Annotated in this window: 16 protein-coding genes; 4 read left to right on the top strand and 12 right to left on the bottom strand. The window is 55.8% G+C overall.

Annotation, left to right across the window (positions count from 1 at the left end; translation table 11 throughout):
• Window positions 1-283: 283 nt before the first annotated feature.
• On the bottom strand, window positions 284-1,204 hold the full coding sequence (locus tag ABRZ28_RS02195) for a LysR family transcriptional regulator (RefSeq protein WP_319603614.1): 921 nt from the start codon (window positions 1,202-1,204) through the stop codon (window positions 284-286).
• A gap of 560 nt (window positions 1,205-1,764) precedes the next feature.
• Here ABRZ28_RS02195 and mutS point away from each other — a divergent pair.
• The gene (mutS, locus tag ABRZ28_RS02200) at window positions 1,765-4,329 is read left to right on the top strand and encodes a DNA mismatch repair protein MutS (RefSeq protein WP_330519386.1); all 2,565 of its coding nucleotides are present in this window, start codon (window positions 1,765-1,767) and stop codon (window positions 4,327-4,329) included.
• A gap of 62 nt (window positions 4,330-4,391) precedes the next feature.
• On the opposite strand, the gene nlpE is transcribed toward mutS, so the two are convergent.
• Together nlpE and ABRZ28_RS02210 are read right to left on the bottom strand one after the other, a co-directional pair.
• A complete protein-coding gene (gene nlpE, locus ABRZ28_RS02205; RefSeq protein ID WP_319603617.1) occupies window positions 4,392-5,084 on the bottom strand; it encodes an envelope stress response activation lipoprotein NlpE in 693 nt (230 codons plus the stop codon).
• 86 nt (window positions 5,085-5,170) lie between these two features.
• Window positions 5,171-5,725, bottom strand: a complete 555-nt coding sequence (locus ABRZ28_RS02210) for a YaeQ family protein (RefSeq protein WP_319603618.1) — start codon at window positions 5,723-5,725, stop codon at window positions 5,171-5,173.
• A 228-nt stretch (window positions 5,726-5,953) separates the two neighbouring features.
• Here ABRZ28_RS02210 and ABRZ28_RS02215 point away from each other — a divergent pair, with 228 nt between their 5' ends.
• Both ABRZ28_RS02215 and rof read left to right on the top strand, forming a co-directional pair.
• Window positions 5,954-6,154, top strand: a complete 201-nt coding sequence (locus ABRZ28_RS02215; RefSeq protein WP_319603619.1) for a YaeP family protein — start codon at window positions 5,954-5,956, stop codon at window positions 6,152-6,154.
• Window positions 6,141-6,401, top strand: a complete 261-nt coding sequence (rof, locus tag ABRZ28_RS02220) for a Rho-binding antiterminator (RefSeq protein WP_239781973.1) — start codon at window positions 6,141-6,143, stop codon at window positions 6,399-6,401. Before ABRZ28_RS02215 ends, rof begins: the two co-directional genes overlap by 14 nt.
• Window positions 6,402-6,447: 46 nt before the next feature.
• Here rof and tilS read toward each other — a convergent pair whose 3' ends face one another.
• From tilS to dnaE, 4 genes are all read right to left on the bottom strand, one after another.
• Window positions 6,448-7,767, bottom strand: coding sequence for a tRNA lysidine(34) synthetase TilS (tilS, locus tag ABRZ28_RS02225; RefSeq protein WP_330519387.1), 1,320 nt, complete (start codon window positions 7,765-7,767; stop codon window positions 6,448-6,450).
• 4 nt (window positions 7,768-7,771) lie between these two features.
• A complete protein-coding gene (locus ABRZ28_RS02230; RefSeq protein WP_330519388.1) occupies window positions 7,772-8,161 on the bottom strand; it encodes a VOC family protein in 390 nt (129 codons plus the stop codon).
• A gap of 160 nt (window positions 8,162-8,321) precedes the next feature.
• Window positions 8,322-9,281 (bottom strand): acetyl-CoA carboxylase carboxyl transferase subunit alpha, encoded by a 960-nt coding sequence (gene accA, locus ABRZ28_RS02235; protein ID WP_319603622.1) that lies wholly within the window; start codon window positions 9,279-9,281, stop codon window positions 8,322-8,324.
• Between the two features lie 12 nt (window positions 9,282-9,293).
• Entirely contained in the window at window positions 9,294-12,776 is a 3,483-nt protein-coding gene (gene dnaE / locus ABRZ28_RS02240) for a DNA polymerase III subunit alpha (protein WP_319603623.1), read from the bottom strand.
• A gap of 78 nt (window positions 12,777-12,854) precedes the next feature.
• Between dnaE and ABRZ28_RS02245 the strand changes: the two genes are divergently transcribed.
• Window positions 12,855-12,992, top strand: a complete 138-nt coding sequence (locus ABRZ28_RS02245; protein WP_319603624.1) for a hypothetical protein — start codon at window positions 12,855-12,857, stop codon at window positions 12,990-12,992.
• Here the strand turns inward: ABRZ28_RS02245 and rnhB are convergent.
• From rnhB to lpxD, 5 genes are all read right to left on the bottom strand, one after another.
• Window positions 12,984-13,583, bottom strand: coding sequence for a ribonuclease HII (gene rnhB, locus ABRZ28_RS02250; protein WP_330519389.1), 600 nt, complete (start codon window positions 13,581-13,583; stop codon window positions 12,984-12,986). The genes ABRZ28_RS02245 and rnhB overlap by 9 nt on opposite strands.
• Window positions 13,580-14,725, bottom strand: a complete 1,146-nt coding sequence (gene lpxB, locus ABRZ28_RS02255) for a lipid-A-disaccharide synthase (RefSeq protein ID WP_330519390.1) — start codon at window positions 14,723-14,725, stop codon at window positions 13,580-13,582. The genes rnhB and lpxB overlap by 4 nt, the downstream gene beginning before the upstream one ends.
• 3 nt (window positions 14,726-14,728) lie before the next feature.
• Complete coding sequence (lpxA, locus tag ABRZ28_RS02260; RefSeq protein WP_330519391.1) at window positions 14,729-15,517, bottom strand: acyl-ACP--UDP-N-acetylglucosamine O-acyltransferase; 789 nt, start codon at window positions 15,515-15,517, stop codon at window positions 14,729-14,731.
• A gap of 4 nt (window positions 15,518-15,521) precedes the next feature.
• On the bottom strand, window positions 15,522-15,995 hold the full coding sequence (fabZ, locus tag ABRZ28_RS02265; RefSeq protein WP_183092042.1) for a 3-hydroxyacyl-ACP dehydratase FabZ: 474 nt from the start codon (window positions 15,993-15,995) through the stop codon (window positions 15,522-15,524).
• Window positions 15,996-16,183: 188 nt separating this feature from the next.
• Window positions 16,184-17,206 (bottom strand): UDP-3-O-(3-hydroxymyristoyl)glucosamine N-acyltransferase, encoded by a 1,023-nt coding sequence (lpxD, locus tag ABRZ28_RS02270; protein WP_319603628.1) that lies wholly within the window; start codon window positions 17,204-17,206, stop codon window positions 16,184-16,186.
• Window positions 17,207-17,209 lie beyond the last annotated feature (3 nt).

The following is a 17,209-nucleotide window of genomic DNA, read 5'->3' on the forward strand; positions in this document are numbered from 1 at the left end:
TCGGTGAATTTTTATGATGGGCGTCCCTGGCTCTTGATCACGAATGCAGGGCCGTTGCCGGTTTTTACCGTTATCCGGCGTAAAAAATCAGGTTGAGGAAACGGCGGACTCAAAATGGCCCGAGGGGAAGCGGCGAAGGCGTGCGCCGCATCGGACAAAACGGCGGGCGCGTATAAAAATGGCGGTATTGCGGCATACGAAACCGTCTTCGAATCGGCATCAATCATGGCGACGAATAACAGACGGACGCGGAACGCAGGCGAAGGAAAAGCGGGAGGAAGGGTTACCCCACCGCCAGCTCGGGCTGAAGCGAAGCCGCGGCAAGCCGCCAGAACGCTTCACTCTGCCGGTTGCGCAGCGCCGGCTGTCGGTACAAACGAATATCCAGCGGCACGTCCCAGTGGCTGTCGCCCGCGCGCACCAGCTCACCGCCGGCGAGCTCTTCCTTCACCAGGCTTTCCGGCAGCCAGGCGACGCCATTGCCGGACAGCGCCATCGCCTTAAGGTTAATCGACATGCCGTTTTCATAAATCGTCTCCAGCGGCAGCGGCTTGACGCTCAGCATTTGCGCCAGCGCATGGGCAAAAAACGAGTGCTTGCCATAGCTCAGCCAGGGAACGGCCTCGCGTGAAAAACCGATGGGATAAAGCGGCCGTCCCCGGCCGTCGGGGCGACAAACCGCAATCGCCCGCTCGGCGCCCAGCGTCAGCATGGGATAAGCGGAAAGCTGCTTGATCAGCGAAACGGAATCATGGGCGTACGTCAGCAGAAAATCGGTTTCGCCGCTGTGCAGCAAAGAGATATGTTCGACAAACGTCGGCTTTTGATCGCACAAACGGATATAGCCCATGCACTGCTGGCTGTTGATACGCTTAAACCATTCGGGGAAAAAGGTCAGCGATAGGGTATTAAGCATGGCAAAACGCATCACGGCGGTACGCTTCTCGTAGCGCTGACTCATATTGCTGCGTAAATGCGCCATGGCGAATACGGTTTCGTTGGCGGTAGCCAGAAACGCCTGCCCTTCCGGCGTCAAGGTCACCGGATAGGTTTTACGGTCGAATAACGGCACGCCGAGCCACTCTTCCAACTGGCGAATACGGCGACTCAGGGCCGATTGCGTAATATGGCGCTCATTGGCCGCACGAGTGAAACTGTAGCAACGTGAGACACTGAGGAAATCTTCAAACCATTTCAATTCCATTGCAGGAAACCTCTGTCTGGACGAAAGGGAACAAAGTATTTTCAACGGGTGGTCGATTTAATAAGCAAAAAGCGCGCCATATTACAAAGCAAACTAAATCAGAGGATTATCTTCGCCGTCAGCGTCAGCCGCAGCGCCATTAGCGCAAAAAATCAACAATAATGCACAAAAAGAGTGCGAAGCAGGCCGGATACGCGAACGGCAAATGCTGGAGCGCAGTCCCTCTTCCAGTAGTCGTACTTAATGAATCCCCGGACGGCGCTTCCTGCGCCATACGCGCATTAAAATTGCGAGCCGTTTCGCGGGCCTGACCGATATTGGCAAAATCAGATACATTTCCAATCGTGGCTCTGATAACTTCCTGGGATGCCTTACCGCCGCAGGCGCCGCGTCTGCCGCAATCAATCCGTCGCTGAATCCGGTATTCTGGATTGCGCTGTTTTTCACCCTGTCTCTTACAGGTGAAGAACGGGGGTCGTCGGTGGTAAGATACGGTGTTCGACCCTTTTACCAGCGCCCTTTCGAGCTAACAGACAGAGTAAAAACCGAGTAAAATCAATATGACTGAGTCTACCGATAAGGACTTCACCGCCCACACGCCGATGATGCAGCAGTACTTCAAGCTGAAGGCGCAGCATCCGGAAATTCTGCTGTTTTACCGTATGGGCGACTTTTATGAGTTGTTCTATGACGATGCCAAACGGGCATCCCAGCTGTTAGATATCTCGCTGACCAAGCGAGGGGCTTCAGCGGGCGAACCCATTCCGATGGCCGGCGTTCCCCACCATTCCGTCGAGAACTATCTGGCGAAGCTGGTGCAGTTGGGCGAATCGGTCGCTATTTGCGAACAGATCGGCGATCCCGCGACCAGTAAAGGGCCGGTCGAGCGTAAAGTGGTGCGCATCGTGACGCCCGGCACCATCAGTGATGAAGCGCTGCTGCAAGAAAAACAGGACAATCTGTTAGCCGCCATCTGGCAGGACGGCCGCGGCTTTGGCTACGCTACGCTGGATATCAGCTCTGGCCGTTTCCGCGTGACCGAACCGGCCGATCAGGAAACGATGGTGGCGGAGCTGCAACGAACCAATCCGGCGGAACTGCTCTACCCCGAATCTTTTGAATCCATGTCGTTGATTGAACATCGACATGGGTTGCGCCGTCGTCCACTCTGGGAGTTCGAGCTGGACACCGCCCGCCAGCAGTTAAATCTGCAATTCGGCACCCGCGACCTGACCGGATTCGGCGTTGAACAGGCGAAACTCGCGCTGCGCGCCGCCGGCTGTTTGTTGCAATACGCCAAGGATACGCAGCGCACCTCGTTGCCCCATATCCGCGGCATCACCATGGAACGCCAGCAGGACGGCATCATTATGGATGCCGCCACGCGGCGCAACCTGGAACTGACGCAAAACCTGTCCGGCGGTACGGAAAATACGCTGGCCGCGGTGCTGGACTGTACGGTCACGCCAATGGGCAGCCGTATGCTAAAGCGCTGGCTGCATATGCCCAGCCGCGACATGAATACGCTGACCCACCGTCAGCAGTCCATCGGCGCATTGCAGGATCTTGCCGCGGAATTACAGCCTTATCTGCGACAGGTCGGCGATTTGGAACGCATTCTGGCGCGTCTGGCGCTGCGATCCGCCCGCCCGCGCGATTTGGCGCGCATGCGTCACGCCTTTCAACAGCTTCCCGATATCCGCGCGCTGCTGGCGCCGCTGGCAACCGACTATATTCGTCAGCTTATCGAGCAGATTGGACAGTTTGACGAACTGCGCGATTTACTTGAACGCGCGGTAGTGGAAGCGCCGCCAGTGCTGGTGCGCGACGGCGGCGTTATCGCGCCGGGCTACAATACGGAACTGGATGAATGGCGGGCGCTGGCGGATGGCGCCAGCGATTATCTGGACAAGCTGGAGATCCGCGAACGTGAAAAGCTGGGCATTGATACGCTCAAGGTCGGCTTTAATGGCGTACATGGTTATTACATTCAGGTCAGCCGCGGCCAAAGCCATCTGGTGCCGATACATTATGTCCGCCGCCAGACGTTGAAAAACGCCGAACGCTATATCATCCCTGAGCTGAAAGAATACGAAGACAAGGTGCTGACCTCCAAAGGCAAGGCGCTGGCGCTGGAAAAAGCGCTCTATGACGAATTGTTCGATCTGTTGCTGCCGCACCTGGCGGCGCTGCAACAGAGCGCGTCGGCCCTGGCCGAACTGGATGTGCTGGCTAATCTGGCGGAACGCGCCTATACGCTGAATTATGCGTGTCCGACGCTCAGCGATAAACCCGGCATCAAAATCATCGGCGGGCGTCACCCGGTGGTGGAGCAAGTTCTCAGCGAGCCTTTCATTTCCAACCCGCTGTCGCTGTCGCCGCAGCGCCGTATGCTGATTATCACCGGCCCCAATATGGGGGGGAAAAGCACCTATATGCGTCAGGCGGCGTTAATCGTACTGATGGCGCACATTGGCTGTTTCGTTCCGGCGGATCAGGCGGTTATCGGCCCTGTCGACCGTATTTTCACCCGCGTCGGCGCGGCTGACGATCTGGCCTCCGGCCGTTCAACCTTTATGGTGGAAATGACGGAAACCGCCAATATTCTGCATAACGCGACGGAAAACAGTCTGGTATTGATGGATGAAATCGGCCGCGGCACCTCGACCTATGACGGCCTGTCGCTGGCCTGGGCCTGTGCGGAGAACCTGGCCAACAAGATCAAAGCCATGACGCTGTTCGCCACCCACTATTTTGAACTCACCAATTTGCCGGAAAAAATGGAAGGGGTGGCGAACGTTCATCTGGATGCGCTGGAGCATGGCGATACCATCGCATTCATGCACAGCGTACAGGACGGCGCGGCCAGCAAAAGCTATGGATTAGCCGTTGCGGCGCTGGCCGGCGTGCCGAAAGATGTTATTAAACGGGCGCGGAAAAAGCTGAAAGAGCTGGAAACCCTGTCGAACAACGCCTCGACAAGCCATATCGACGGCGCACAGCTTACGCTGCTGGGCAATGAAGAACCGTCGCCCGCCGTCGAAGCCCTGGAGTCTATCGACCCCGATACTTTGACGCCGCGCCAGGCGCTGGACTGGCTCTATCGCCTGAAGAAGATGCTGTAGCGATATTGCTTACCGCAACAAAAAAGGCGCTGAAAACTCAGCGCCTTTTTTATCCCTCAGGGTTATTCCGAAATGGGATCGCAATGCTGTCGCGTATTCATCCGGGCCTTGCCGCCGTCCGGCACCAGCGCTGTCGTCAGCTTGCCTTTCTCCATGGCGGGAAGCACGGCGAAATGCGCGCTAAACTCCATAAATACCGGCGCGCCCGCCTCCGTGCTGACCGTCATATATTGCCGTTCCAGCGTGGCGTCATGCGCCACCGCAAACGTTTTTCCCGTGGCGCAATCAGCAAACACGGCGGCATCGGCCATATAACGGTACATCCCCTTCATCGGCATCGGCGTATCCGGCAAAGCCAGATCGGTGGCGTTCAACCGGTAAGAATGCGGGGAATCAATGGGAATACCCTCTTGATCCAGCATCTCCAGATCGTTTCCCTGCGGACGAAAATAACGTTTGTCGCCACGGCTATCGGTTAACACCAGTTTGTCCGCCGTACGTCGCCACTGGCCGTACTCAGCAAAGGTGGTCGTTCCCTCGCGCGTCGTCTGATAATGTTCCCGCAAAATAAAAGTGCCGTCTTTGGACAAAAATAACGACGTTTCAATGCCTTCACAATCAGCGCAAGGCAATATGCCGCGATAGCTCTGCGCCATCGGTTTTAATGGTTCTTCCTGCATCAGCGAACGAGTGTGACACCCAATCAGTACAGATATGACCGCAACCAGCAGCGCACCAATCGCCAGTTTCTTCACTATTATTCTCCCGCAGGATTGGCCTGTTTTTATAGCCAGTTATTTTACTGATAAATTATTCTACTGTTCATCAACGCCGCGCGTAATCATTCCTCTTGATGCGCGATTTGCCAGTCGGCAAAAGTGATTTCCAGACTATTCTCACTATCCGACAACCAGATGGTGCCTTCCTGTAATGTAGCCTGTAACGTCATATTTCTCTTGGCTAAAGTGGCGAGTTGCGAGAGTTGATTGTCGTTAATAAAATATATCGTCAGGTTTTTATAGCCCGCGACTTTGCCGGCGATACTTTGCCGCCAGACCTGCGCCGCGCGTTCGTTATAGGCATACAGCACGACGGAACGGGACAGGCTACAGGCTTTTTTTAATCGTTTTTCATCCGGCAACCCCAGTTCGATCCACTGCTCCAGCTCCAGCGTGTCGTTACGCAACCAGATTTCCGGCTCATCATCCGCGCTTAACCCTTTGGTGAAGCGTAAATTCTCATCCGCATGACAGATCCAGGCCAGTAAACGCAACATCATCCGCTGCTCCGTCTCTGAAGGGTGCTGGGCGATAGTCAGGCTAGCGTCATAGAAAAAATGGCGATCCATGTCCGCAATATTGATCGCCGCTTTGTACACCGTTGCTTTTAATGCCATCTGTTACCTCATATTTATCCGCGCACAGTGTACTTGAGTTAGGCCCATCCTCACAGCAAAGGCGATCGCAATGACGCAACGGCGTGATTGGAATACTGATATCCTGATTGAGCCTATGCTATAGTCGATTTGATAAATAGAGTTTATCTTCGTAGGTTTACAACATCTGTCGCAGTAACACGAGGATGCATGAATGTCTACCGGGTTAAACTTTCAGGGGAGGATATAGTGCAAGAATACTGTGAATTAGTACGCCGCGTATACGCGGAGATCGCCAGCGGCGATCTGGGCTATATACCCGACTCGCTGGGTTGTGTATTGAAAACCCTGGATGGCATTGCCGCCAACGACGAACTGCCGTCCTCTGTCAGGGAACAGGCGGCTTATGCCGCTGCTAACTTATTGGTGAGCGATTATGTCAATGAGTAACGAATATCAACCCATCAACTGTGATGATTACGATAATCTGGAGGCCACCTGCCAGCAGAATTTGATCCTGACGCTGGAGCTGCGTAATGGTGAAACCGTTATCGGCAAAGCCAGCGACATGATCTCGCGTAAACACGTTGAATATTTGGTGATCGAAGAGTCCGGCTCGACGCGCGAGCTTCGTCTCGATCACATCGTCAGCTTCAGCCACCCGGGAATCGGGAAAGTGGTGGTCAGCGAATCCTGATTTTTCTCGGCTTCTCTCTCAAACGGACGACGCTTGTCGTCCGTTTTCATTTCACCCAGTCAATATGCCAGTCAGGCAGCCCCTCTTGCGCCTGACCTTCCAGGGTGACAAACCGATCAAGCGCCGCAATCAACTGGTCGTTATAGAAAACCAACGGCGTCCGATCGCGCCACCACGGCGGCACCCCCAGCTCTTGCCAGAGTTTTTTCAGCGACCGGCCGCCGGCCCGTCCCACTCGATGTATGCGCCCCGCGGCGCTGAAGCGAATACTGACCTGCTCCGCCGCCCCCGGCCGCCGTACCCGCGTGCCGTCTGCCGCCAGCGATAACACGCCGGCCCCATCGGGCAACGCCAGCGGCCCGGAGAGCGGTTGCCAGCTTAATACGCATTCTTTCAACGATTGCATCAGCGGCAACGCATAAAGATGCTGACGAAATCGTCTGATCTGCCATTGGTTGAGCCGTAGCGCCGGGTCGGCGTCCTGCCGGCTGACGGCAACCTCCTGCCACAACCGTTGCAGTTGATCGCGGGCGGGCATCTGCACGCCCCGTTCCGCCAGCCAACGACGCAGCAACGCAAATCGCCGCACCGGACTGAGCGGCGCCAGCCCGTCGATGCTCAGGGCGCCATCCGGGCGACACAACGCCCGTAATGACTCGGCCAGCAGTTCATCAAGCAGTTGTTCCTGTTCGGCGCATAGCTGCGCGCTGCGCGCCGCCGCCGCCGGAAAATGCGGCCAACGTTCGGTTAGCAGAGGGAGAACGCGCCGGCGCAGAAAGTTACGATCGAAGCGTTCATCCTGATTGCTGTCATCCTCGACCCAGGTGAGTTGATGGAAACGCGCATAGGCTTCCAACTGTCGGCGAGAAAAACCGAGCAACGGCCGCAGCAGCGGATGATTGCCTGATGTTGTCACTGCGGCCATGGCGGAAAGCCCGGCGGGACCGCTGCCGCGTTTGAGCGCCAGTAAAAAGGTTTCACTTTGATCGTCAAGGTGCTGCGCCGTCAGTAAAACCTCATCATCCCGCAAATGATCATGCAGCGCCCGATAACGCGCCTCCCTGGCCGCCGCTTCAATTCCCCCATGTTGCGCATCGACCGTGACGTCGAGCCGGGTAAACGGCACCCGCCACTGCCGACACTGCCGCCGACAATGTTCGGCCCAGCTATCCGCCAGCGGACTCAAGCCGTGATGCACGTAAGCCGCGCGCACGTCAATAGGACGGCGTTGACGTAACGCCGCCATCAGATGCAGCAGCACGCTGGAATCCATCCCCCCGCTGTAAGCCACCAGGAAGCGCCGATATCCGGCGGTTTGCGCAGCAAGCGAAGTCAGTAACAGGTCGTCAGGCTGGGGGCTGTTCACGGCGTCAAATCTCGTACAGTTCTAAAGGCAATCCGTCCGGATCGCTAAAGAAGGTAAAGCGCCGCTGCGTTTCAGGATCGACGCGCACCGGCTCGCAAACCACCCCCGCCTGCGTCAGCGTGGCGATAGCCTGTTCCACGCTTTCAACCGAAAAGGCCAGATGGCGCAGACCGCAGGCTTCGGGGCGGCTGACGCGAGGCGGCGGTTCCGGAAATGAAAACAGTTCAATGGCATAGCGCCCGTTCAACGCCAAATCCCCTTTCCAGGAATCGCGCGCGCTGCGATACACCTCATTAATCAGCGTAAAACCCAGCACCCCGCAGTAAAAAGCCTTACTACGCTGATAGTCCGAAGCAATAATTGCAATGTGATGCGTATCAATGAGTTTCAGCATAGCTTCCCACGTTGATTGATGATGTTCGGGCCAGGTCGTCTGCAAATCGCAGCGATTGATCGGTGGATTGGCGCGCTTCAAACCGCGCCGGAAAAATCATAGCAAAAAGTCCGCTCTCATTGCTGACAGCGGACCTTTGGATGACTATTCGATGAACAGATCAGCAGTAGCCGTAATTCATCAGACGCTGATAGCGACGATTAAGCAACTCTTCTTCATCCAGCGCATCCAGATCCTGAAGATCGGACAGCAACTGCGCTTTCAACGATTCGGCCATCGCCGCCACGTCGCGGTGCGCGGATCCCAACGGTTCAGGGATAACGCTGTCAATCATCTTCAGCTCTTTCAAGCGCGGCGCGGTGATGCCCATCGCTTCCGCGGCCAGCGGCGCCTTGTCCGCGCTTTTCCACAGAATAGAGGCGCAGCCCTCCGGCGAAATCACCGAGTAGGTGCTGTATTGCAGCATGTTGATCTTGTCGCCGACGCCAATCGCCAGCGCGCCGCCGGAGCCGCCTTCGCCGATCACGGTACAGACGATAGGCACTCGCAGGCAAGACATTTCCCGCAGGTTGCGCGCAATAGCTTCGGACTGGCCGCGCTCTTCCGCCCCGACGCCCGGATAAGCGCCCGGCGTATCGATAAACGTAATGATCGGTAATTTAAAGCGTTCCGCCATTTCCATCAGACGCAGCGCTTTGCGATAGCCTTCCGGCGCCGGCATACCAAAATTACGGCGAATTTTTTCTTTGGTTTCACGCCCTTTCTGATGACCGATGATCATCACCGGACGCCCGTCCAGGCGCGCGATGCCGCCGACAATCGCTTTGTCGTCGGCATAAGCGCGATCGCCCGCCAGCTCATCAAAATCAGTAAAGATATGTTTGATGTAATCCAGCGTATAAGGACGCTGCGGATGACGCGCCAACTGGGCGACTTGCCAGGCGCCCAGATCGGAGAAAATCTTGCGCGTCAGTTCAACGCTCTTCTCACGCAGACGCTGAACTTCTTCGTCCAGATTAATATCCAATTTTTCGTCTTGACGGCTGACTGCGGTCAGCGAGTCAATTTTCGCTTCCAACTCTGCAATCGGCTGCTCAAAATCAAGAAAATTCAGACTCATAGTATTCCTATATTAGTCAAATTCCAGTTCCACCTGTTCATTACCCACTAACGAGCGCAGATCATTTAGCAACGAATCGGTCGGCGTTATCCGCCATGCCGCACCGAAACGCAACCGAGCGCGCGCATCTTCACGCTGGTAATAGAGGTTCACTGGGATCGTCCCCGAACGATGTGGTTCCAACGATTGACGGAGACGGTTTAATAGCTGGTCATCAATTTGCCTGTCAGTCAGCGAGATAGCAAGCCCGCGCGCATATTTTTCCCGCGCTTCGCTGATATCCATTAACTCCCGGACGGTCATTTTAAGTCCGCCGCTGAAGTCATCAAAGCTGACCTGTCCGCTGGCGATCAGGATACGGTCTTTTTCCAATAAATGCTGGTATTTATCCAGCGCATCGGTGAACAGCATAATTTCCAGACGACCGGAACGATCGTCCAGCGTACAAACGCCAATCCGGTTTCCCCGCTTGGTCACCATGACCCGGGCCGCCAGCACCAGGCCGACGGCCGTGGTCATTTTGCCCCGCTCCGTCGGGTGCATATCTTTTAAACGTACGCCGCCGGCATAACGTTCTATTTCCTTAATATATTGGGTGATCGGGTGGCCGGTCAGATACAGCCCCAGCGTTTCCCGCTCGCCGTCCAGCACCACCTGTTCCGGCCAGGGCGGAACCGTACTGTAAGACTGCTCGACCTGCTCGGGCGCATCGGCCAGCACGCCGAACATATCCACCTGGCCGATGGCCTCGGCCTTGGCATGCTGATCGGCCGCTTTCAGCGCATCGCCCAGCGAATTCATCAGCGCGGCGCGATGCGGCCCCAGACGATCGAACGCCCCGGACATAATCAGCTTTTCCAGCACCCGACGATTCAGTTTCTTGATGTCGGTACGAGCGCAGAGATCGAACAGTTCCCTGAAGTAGCCGCCCTGATTGCGCGCCTCGATAATGGCTTCAATCGGCCCTTCGCCCACGCCCTTGATCGCGCCGATACCGTAAACGATCTCGCCGTCATCATTCACATGGAAATGATAAAGTCCGCTGTTAATATCCGGCGGCAGGATTTTCAATCCCATACGCCAGCATTCATCCACCAGACCCACCACTTTATCGGTGTTATCCATATCGGCGGTCATCACCGCGGCCATAAACTCGGCCGGATAGTGCGCCTTTAACCACAAGGTCTGATAAGACACCAACGCATAGGCGGCGGAGTGCGACTTGTTAAACCCGTAACCGGCGAATTTTTCCACCAGGTCGAAGATTTTCATCGACAGTTCGCCGTCGATGCCCATCCTTTCCGAGCCCTCTTTAAACACCGAGCGCTGCTTCGCCATCTCTTCCGGCTTTTTCTTACCCATGGCGCGGCGCAGCATATCCGCGCCGCCCAGCGTATAGCCCGCCAGCACCTGGGCGATCTGCATCACCTGTTCCTGATACAGGATAATACCATAGGTCGGTTCCAGCACCGGTTTCAGCGACTCATGTTGCCACTCGATGTCGGGATAGGAAATCGCTTCCCGACCGTGCTTACGGTCGATGAAGTTATCCACCATGCCGGACTGCAACGGGCCGGGCCGGAACAGGGCCACCAGCGCGATCATATCTTCAAAGCAGTCGGGCTTCAGGCGCTTGATCAAATCTTTCATGCCGCGCGATTCAAGCTGGAATACCGCCGTGGTCTCCGAGCGTTGCAGCATGTCGAAGCTCTTCTTGTCATCCAGCGGGATGGCGGCGATATCGATCGGCTCAAGCCCCTGCCTGGCGCGCCGCGCGTTGATCATCTCCAGCGCCCAGTCGATGATGGTCAGCGTACGCAGTCCCAGGAAGTCGAACTTCACCAGACCGGCATATTCAACGTCGCTTTTATCGAACTGGGTAACCGGGTGGTTGCCTTCCGCATCGCAATACAGCGGCGCAAAATCAGTGATCTTGGTCGGGGAGATAACCACCCCGCCCGCATGTTTCCCCGCATTACGCGTCACGCCTTCCAGCTTGCGCGCCATATCGATTAAGGCTCTGACTTCCTCATCCGCCTCATAGATTTCGGGCAGTTGCGGTTCAGCCGCGAACGCTTTTTCCAGCGTCATCCCCGGATCGGGCGGCACCAGTTTGGAAATGCGATCGACAAAACCATAGGGATGCCCGAGCACCCGGCCCACATCGCGGATCACCGCTTTGGCGGCCATGGTACCGAAGGTAATGATCTGCGATACCGCATCGCGACCGTACATATCGGCGACGTGATCGATCACCCTGTCGCGTTTTTCCATGCAGAAGTCGACGTCGAAGTCGGGCATGGAGACACGCTCCGGGTTGAGGAATCGTTCGAACAGCAGGTCGAATTCCAGCGGGTCCAGATCGGTGATTTTCAGCGAGTAGGCCACCAGCGAACCGGCGCCCGACCCTCGTCCCGGCCCGACGGGTACGTCATTGTCCTTCGACCACTGGATAAACTCCATCACGATCAGGAAGTAACCGGGGAACCCCATCTGGTTGATCACCTGAAGTTCGATCTCCAGGCGTTCATCATATGCAGGGCGCTTGGCCGCCCGATCTTCCGGATCGGGGAACAAAAATTCCAGACGCTCTTCCAACCCCTCTTTGGCGCGTTTGACCAGATAATCCTCAGTGGACATATCGCCGGTGGGGAACTGCGGCAGGAAATATTCGCCTAAGCGGATGGTCACGTTACAGCGTTTGGCTATTTCAACGCTGTTGACCAACGCTTCGGGAATGTCGGCAAACAGTTCGCACATCTCATCTTCCGTGCGCATGTACTGCTGCGGACTGTAATTTCGCGGCCGTTTGGGATCGTCCAGCGTATAGCCGTCATGAATGGCCACACGGATTTCGTGCGCATCGAAATCCTCTTCGCTGATGAAACGCACATCATTGGTCGCCACCACCGGCAAGTTGTATTTGGTCGCCAGCTCCACCGCGGCGTGCAGATAGCTTTCTTCATCCGGACGTCCGGTACGGATCAGCTCCAGATAATAACAATCAGGGAAATGTTGCTGGTAAAAAGCCAGACTCTGTTCGGCTTGCGTCTGATTGCCGCGCAGCAGGAATTTGCCGATGTCGCCGTTGCGGCCGCCGGATAGCAGCAACAAGCCATTGCGGTATTCAATCAGCCAGTCGCGATCGATCGTCGGCCCTTCCGCCCCGTAACCACGCTGATAAGCGTGGGAAATCAGCAGCGTAAGATTCTGGTAACCCTCATTATCCATCGCCAGGATCGTGAGCTGAGCCAGTTCATCGCCCAATTCTTCGCTCGCGACATAGAAATCTGCGCCGACAATGGGCTTAATACCCGCGCCGTGAGCGCCGCCATAGAACTTGACCAGCCCGCAAAGGTTGGTGAAATCGGTAATCGCCAGCGCCGGCATGCCCAGCGCCGCCGCTTTTTTTACCAGCGGCCCGACCTTTGCCAGCCCATCGATCATGGAATAGTCACTGTGAACACGCAGGTGAACAAAACGTGGTTCGGCCATATCCAGATCCCAGAATTTATCGATTAGTCAACGCGGTAATGAAGATTATCGCCGCAGTGAAAGTTAATGATGAGCTCAATGACGCCCCTGGTTATCGTCATGCCCGCATCCCGCGCCTGCGCCAAGACGGCCGGTCGCCAGCAACGGCGACGAATGTCGGAACCGCAATACCCGGAACCAGCAGGCTACATCAACGATGGTGGTATTTCACGCTAATCCCAGCGCCCGTTTAACCGGCGCAAAACTGCGGCGATGAAACGCGGTAGCGCCCAGCGCCGCCAGTTTCTCCAGGTGGAAAGCGGTCGGATAGCCTTTGTGTTTGGCGAAACCATAATCCGGGAAAAGCTTGTCCAGTGCGACCATTTCACGATCGCGCGTCACCTTCGCCATAATCGAGGCCGCGCTAATCTCCGCCACACGGCTGTCGCCCTTCACCACCGCCTGCGCCGGCATCGGCAAGTGGGGACAACGATTACCATCGATCAGCGCAAAGTCCGGCGCCAATGACAGACCGGCCACCGCCCGCTGCATCGCCAGCATGGTGGCATGCAAAATATTCAACCGATCAATCTCTTCAGGTTCAGCCCGTCCCAGACTCCAGCACAGCGCTTTCTCTTTTATTTCATCATAGAGCGCCAGCCGGCGTTTTTCGCTTAGCTGTTTCGAGTCCGCCAACCCGACGATCGGCCTGGCGGGATCGAGAATCACCGCGGCGGTGACGACGGCGCCCACCAACGGCCCGCGCCCGACTTCATCAATACCCGCGATACGGCAATACGCCTGCGGGTAGATAAATGCATCACTCATGATTTTATCAATTCCAATACGGCCTGCGCAGCCTGCTCGTCGGCATTACAGCGAATCTGCCGGTGCAAATCCAGAAATGTGGCCCGCAACTCGGCGATTTTATGCTCATCCGCCAGCCAGGGCGTCAACGCCGCCGCCAGTTTATCCGGCGTGCAATCCGTTTGCAGCAGTTCCGTCACCAGCTCTCTGCCGGCCAGCAGATTAGGCAGGGAGACCCAGGGGGTTTTTACCAGCTTCTGCGCCAGCCAGAATGTAAAGGGCTTCATGCGATAACCCACTACCATCGGGCATTTCGCCAGCATACATTCCAGCGCGGCGGTTCCCGAAGCCAGCAAAGTCGCATCGCTGGCCACCATCGCTTCACGCGCCTGCCCGTCCAGAATACGTACCGGCAGATCGGGCGCGACGCTATCTTTTATCCGTTCAAACTGTTCACGGCGTTTGCCGTTGACCAGCGGCGCCACAATTTCCAGATCGGGAAAACGCTGGCGCAGCAGCGTTGCGGTACGCAAAAAGACATCGCTGAGCATATCCACTTCCGCGCCCCGACTGCCGGGCAGCAGCGCCAGACAGCGGGCATCGGCTCGGATCCCCAGGGTTGCTCTGGCGGCCTGTTTGTCCGGGTGCAACGGCATGGCATCGGCCATGGTATGACCGATAAAGCGGCAGGGAACGTGAAAACGATCGTAAAATGCTTTTTCAAAAGGAAGAAATGCCAGAACCAGATTGGTCGACTTACCTATTTTGAAAACGCGTTTTTGACGCCAGGCCCAAACGGACGGGCTGACATAGTGAATCGTGCTGATACCGCGCCGTTTCAGATTGCCTTCCAGCGTGATATTAAAATCCGGCGCGTCGATGCCGACAAAAACATCCGGCTTCAGTTCGCTAAAACGCCGGGTTAAGTCCCGTCGAATGTTGAGCAAACGCGGCAAACGCTCAAGCACTTCCACAATGCCCATCACCGCCAGCTCTTCCATCTCATACCAGGCTTCACAACCTTCGGCCTGCATACGCGGCCCGGCGACGCCGACAAAGCGGGCGTCGGGTACTTTTTCTTTAAGCGCGCGGATCAATCCGGCGCCGAGAATGTCGCCGGAGGTTTCTCCGGCAACCAATCCGATAACCAGGGGACGCGACATAGATTAACGGATGATACCGCGGGTGGAACGCGCGAAGAAATCAACAAATGCCTGCACGGCCGGATGTTGCTGCGCCAGCGCTTCAATTTCCGGTTTTACCTCGTCCAGCGTTTTACCGCTGCGGTAAATCAGTTTGTAGACATTGCGGATAGCGTGCTGCGTGTTTTTCTCAAAACCGCGGCGCTTTAATCCTTCAATATTCAAACCAAACGGCGTGGCGTGATTTCCCTGCGCGATAACGTAAGGAGGAACGTCCTGCGCAACGCCGGAACATCCGCCGACCATGACATGAGCGCCGATGATACAGAACTGATGCACCGCCGTCATACCGCCGATAATGGCGAAATCATCAACGGAAACGTGTCCGCCGAGCGTCGCATTATTGGCAAAAATACAGCGGTTGCCGATAATACAGTCATGCGCGATATGCGTATTGACCATAAACAGATTGTCGCTGCCGACTTTGGTCACCCCCCCGCCCTGTTCCGTAGCGCGATGAATGGTAACGCTCTCACGAATACGGTTACGATCGCCGATCTCGACGCGAGTCGGCTCTCCTGCATATTTCAGATCCTGATTCACTTCGCCAATGGAGGCGAACTGATAGATTTCGTTGTCGCGGCCAATTTTGGTGACGCCATTAACCACAACATGCGACTTCAACACAGTACCCGCACCGATCTCAACCTGAGAACCGATATAGCAGAATGGGCCGATATGTACGCCAGCGCCAATGACGGCACCGTCTTCAACAATCGAGCTAGGATGAACAAAGGCGGTTTGATCAATCACGGTATCAGGCCTCCCGACGACGAGCACACATCATTGACGCTTCACAGGCGATCTCGCCATCTACTTTAGCAACGCCTTTAAAACGTGCAACGCCGCGACGCTCTTTTATGAATTCAACCTCAAGGATCATCTGATCCCCTGGCTCTACAGGGCGTTTAAAACGCGCTTCATCAATTGCCGCAAAGTAGTACAGTTCGCCAGGCTCAAGCTTGCCGACGCTTTTAAACGCCAGAATACCCGTTGCCTGCGCCATTGCTTCCAGAATCAATACGCCCGGAAAAATAGGTTTGCCCGGGAAGTGTCCTTGAAAGAAAGGTTCGTTAAAAGAGACGTTTTTCACCGCCCGTAAGAATTTTCCTTCTTCAAAATCAAGTACACGGTCAACCAGTAAAAACGGGAAGCGGTGCGGTAATAATTCTAAAATCTCTTCAATATGCAGAGTATGAGTGTCAGTAGTCAAAATACTCTTCCTGTCCATAAAACTGATGCCATCAACAACACGGCCTGCTCAGACCCAAAAGGGGATCTTCAGGCAGGCCGCAAATAAGGATTAGTACGCAGGTGCGCTGACGCTATTCAATAACAGAGCACGACTTTCTCACACCCGGACCTTTCATTTACATCCAGACTATGCGTTTGCACCTAATCAGACGCAACGCCGGTGGTTTAGCTTTTATCGACCTTCCGCTCAACGGCTTTTAACCGCTTGCTTATATCGTCAATATTCATCACCAGCGCGGCGGTCTTGCGCCAAACTTTATTGGGCTGCAAAGGAATGCCTGAAGAGTATACCCCAGGTTCGGTGATCGGTCTCATCACCATGCCCATTCCCGTCACCGTAACCTTATCGCAGATTTCCATGTGACCGTTGATCACGCTGGCCCCGCCGATCATGCAATAGCGACCGATTTTCAGGCTGCCGGCCATGATAACGCCGCCGGCGACTGCCGTATTGTCGCCAATCACCACGTTGTGCGCAATCTGGCATTGGTTATCAATGATGACGCCATCACCAATGATCGTATCATCCAATGCGCCGCGGTCGATCGTGGTACTCGCGCCGATCTCGACCCGATCGCCGATTCTGACCGAACCTAACTGAGGGATCTTCACCCAGTTGCCGCGATCGTTGGCATAACCAAAACCGTCGGAACCGATGACCGCTCCCGACTGAATCAAACACTTTTCGCCCATCTCGACGTTATGATAAACCGTGACGTTCGCCCATAAGCGGGTTCCGGCGCCAAGACGCGCGTTCTTGCCAATAAAACAGCCAGGGCCGATGCTGACGTTATCGCCCAGCTGCACGCCGGACTCGATAACGGCATTCGCCCCGATAGACACATTCCGCCCCAGGGCCGCATCCTGCGCGACAACCGCGCTGGGCGCGATATCCGTAGCCGGAGCCGGCGTGGTATCCATCAACTGCGCCATACGCGCATACGTCAGATAGGGATTTTTAACCACCAGCGCCGCGACCTGACAGTAAGGTAAATCCGCTTCCGTCAGCACGATAGCCGAGGCTTTGGTCTCCGCCAATTGCTCACGATAGCGACTGTCGGATAGGAAAGTAATCTGCCCGGACTTTGCTGAATGCATAGAAGCAACGCCGGTGACGACAATGCTGCCGTCACCGTGTAATTGCGCATCCAACTGTTGTGCCAACGCATCCAGTCGAATCGAATACATGAA

It is taken from the genome of Brenneria sp. g21c3 (assembly GCF_040240345.1).
GTDB lineage: Bacteria > Pseudomonadota > Gammaproteobacteria > Enterobacterales > Enterobacteriaceae > Brenneria.

Excerpts from the sequence above, each read along its gene's own strand:
- lpxD (WP_319603628.1), bottom strand. The coding sequence starts at position 17,206 with ATGTATTCGATTCGACTGGATGCGTTGGCACAACAGTTGGATGCGCAA.
- rnhB (WP_330519389.1), bottom strand. The coding sequence starts at position 13,583 with ATGAGTGATGCATTTATCTACCCGCAGGCGTATTGCCGTATCGCGGGT.
- fabZ (WP_183092042.1), bottom strand. The coding sequence starts at position 15,995 with ATGGACAGGAAGAGTATTTTGACTACTGACACTCATACTCTGCATATT.
- ABRZ28_RS02195 (WP_319603614.1), bottom strand. The coding sequence starts at position 1,204 with ATGGAATTGAAATGGTTTGAAGATTTCCTCAGTGTCTCACGTTGCTAC.
- accA (WP_319603622.1), bottom strand. The coding sequence starts at position 9,281 with ATGAGTCTGAATTTTCTTGATTTTGAGCAGCCGATTGCAGAGTTGGAA.
- lpxB (WP_330519390.1), bottom strand. The coding sequence starts at position 14,725 with ATGTCGCGTCCCCTGGTTATCGGATTGGTTGCCGGAGAAACCTCCGGC.
- mutS (WP_330519386.1), top strand. The coding sequence starts at position 1,765 with ATGACTGAGTCTACCGATAAGGACTTCACCGCCCACACGCCGATGATG.
- ABRZ28_RS02230 (WP_330519388.1), bottom strand. The coding sequence starts at position 8,161 with ATGCTGAAACTCATTGATACGCATCACATTGCAATTATTGCTTCGGAC.
- ABRZ28_RS02210 (WP_319603618.1), bottom strand. The coding sequence starts at position 5,725 with ATGGCATTAAAAGCAACGGTGTACAAAGCGGCGATCAATATTGCGGAC.
- ABRZ28_RS02245 (WP_319603624.1), top strand. The coding sequence starts at position 12,855 with ATGACGCCCCTGGTTATCGTCATGCCCGCATCCCGCGCCTGCGCCAAG.
- rof (WP_239781973.1), top strand. The coding sequence starts at position 6,141 with ATGTCAATGAGTAACGAATATCAACCCATCAACTGTGATGATTACGAT.
- dnaE (WP_319603623.1), bottom strand. The coding sequence starts at position 12,776 with ATGGCCGAACCACGTTTTGTTCACCTGCGTGTTCACAGTGACTATTCC.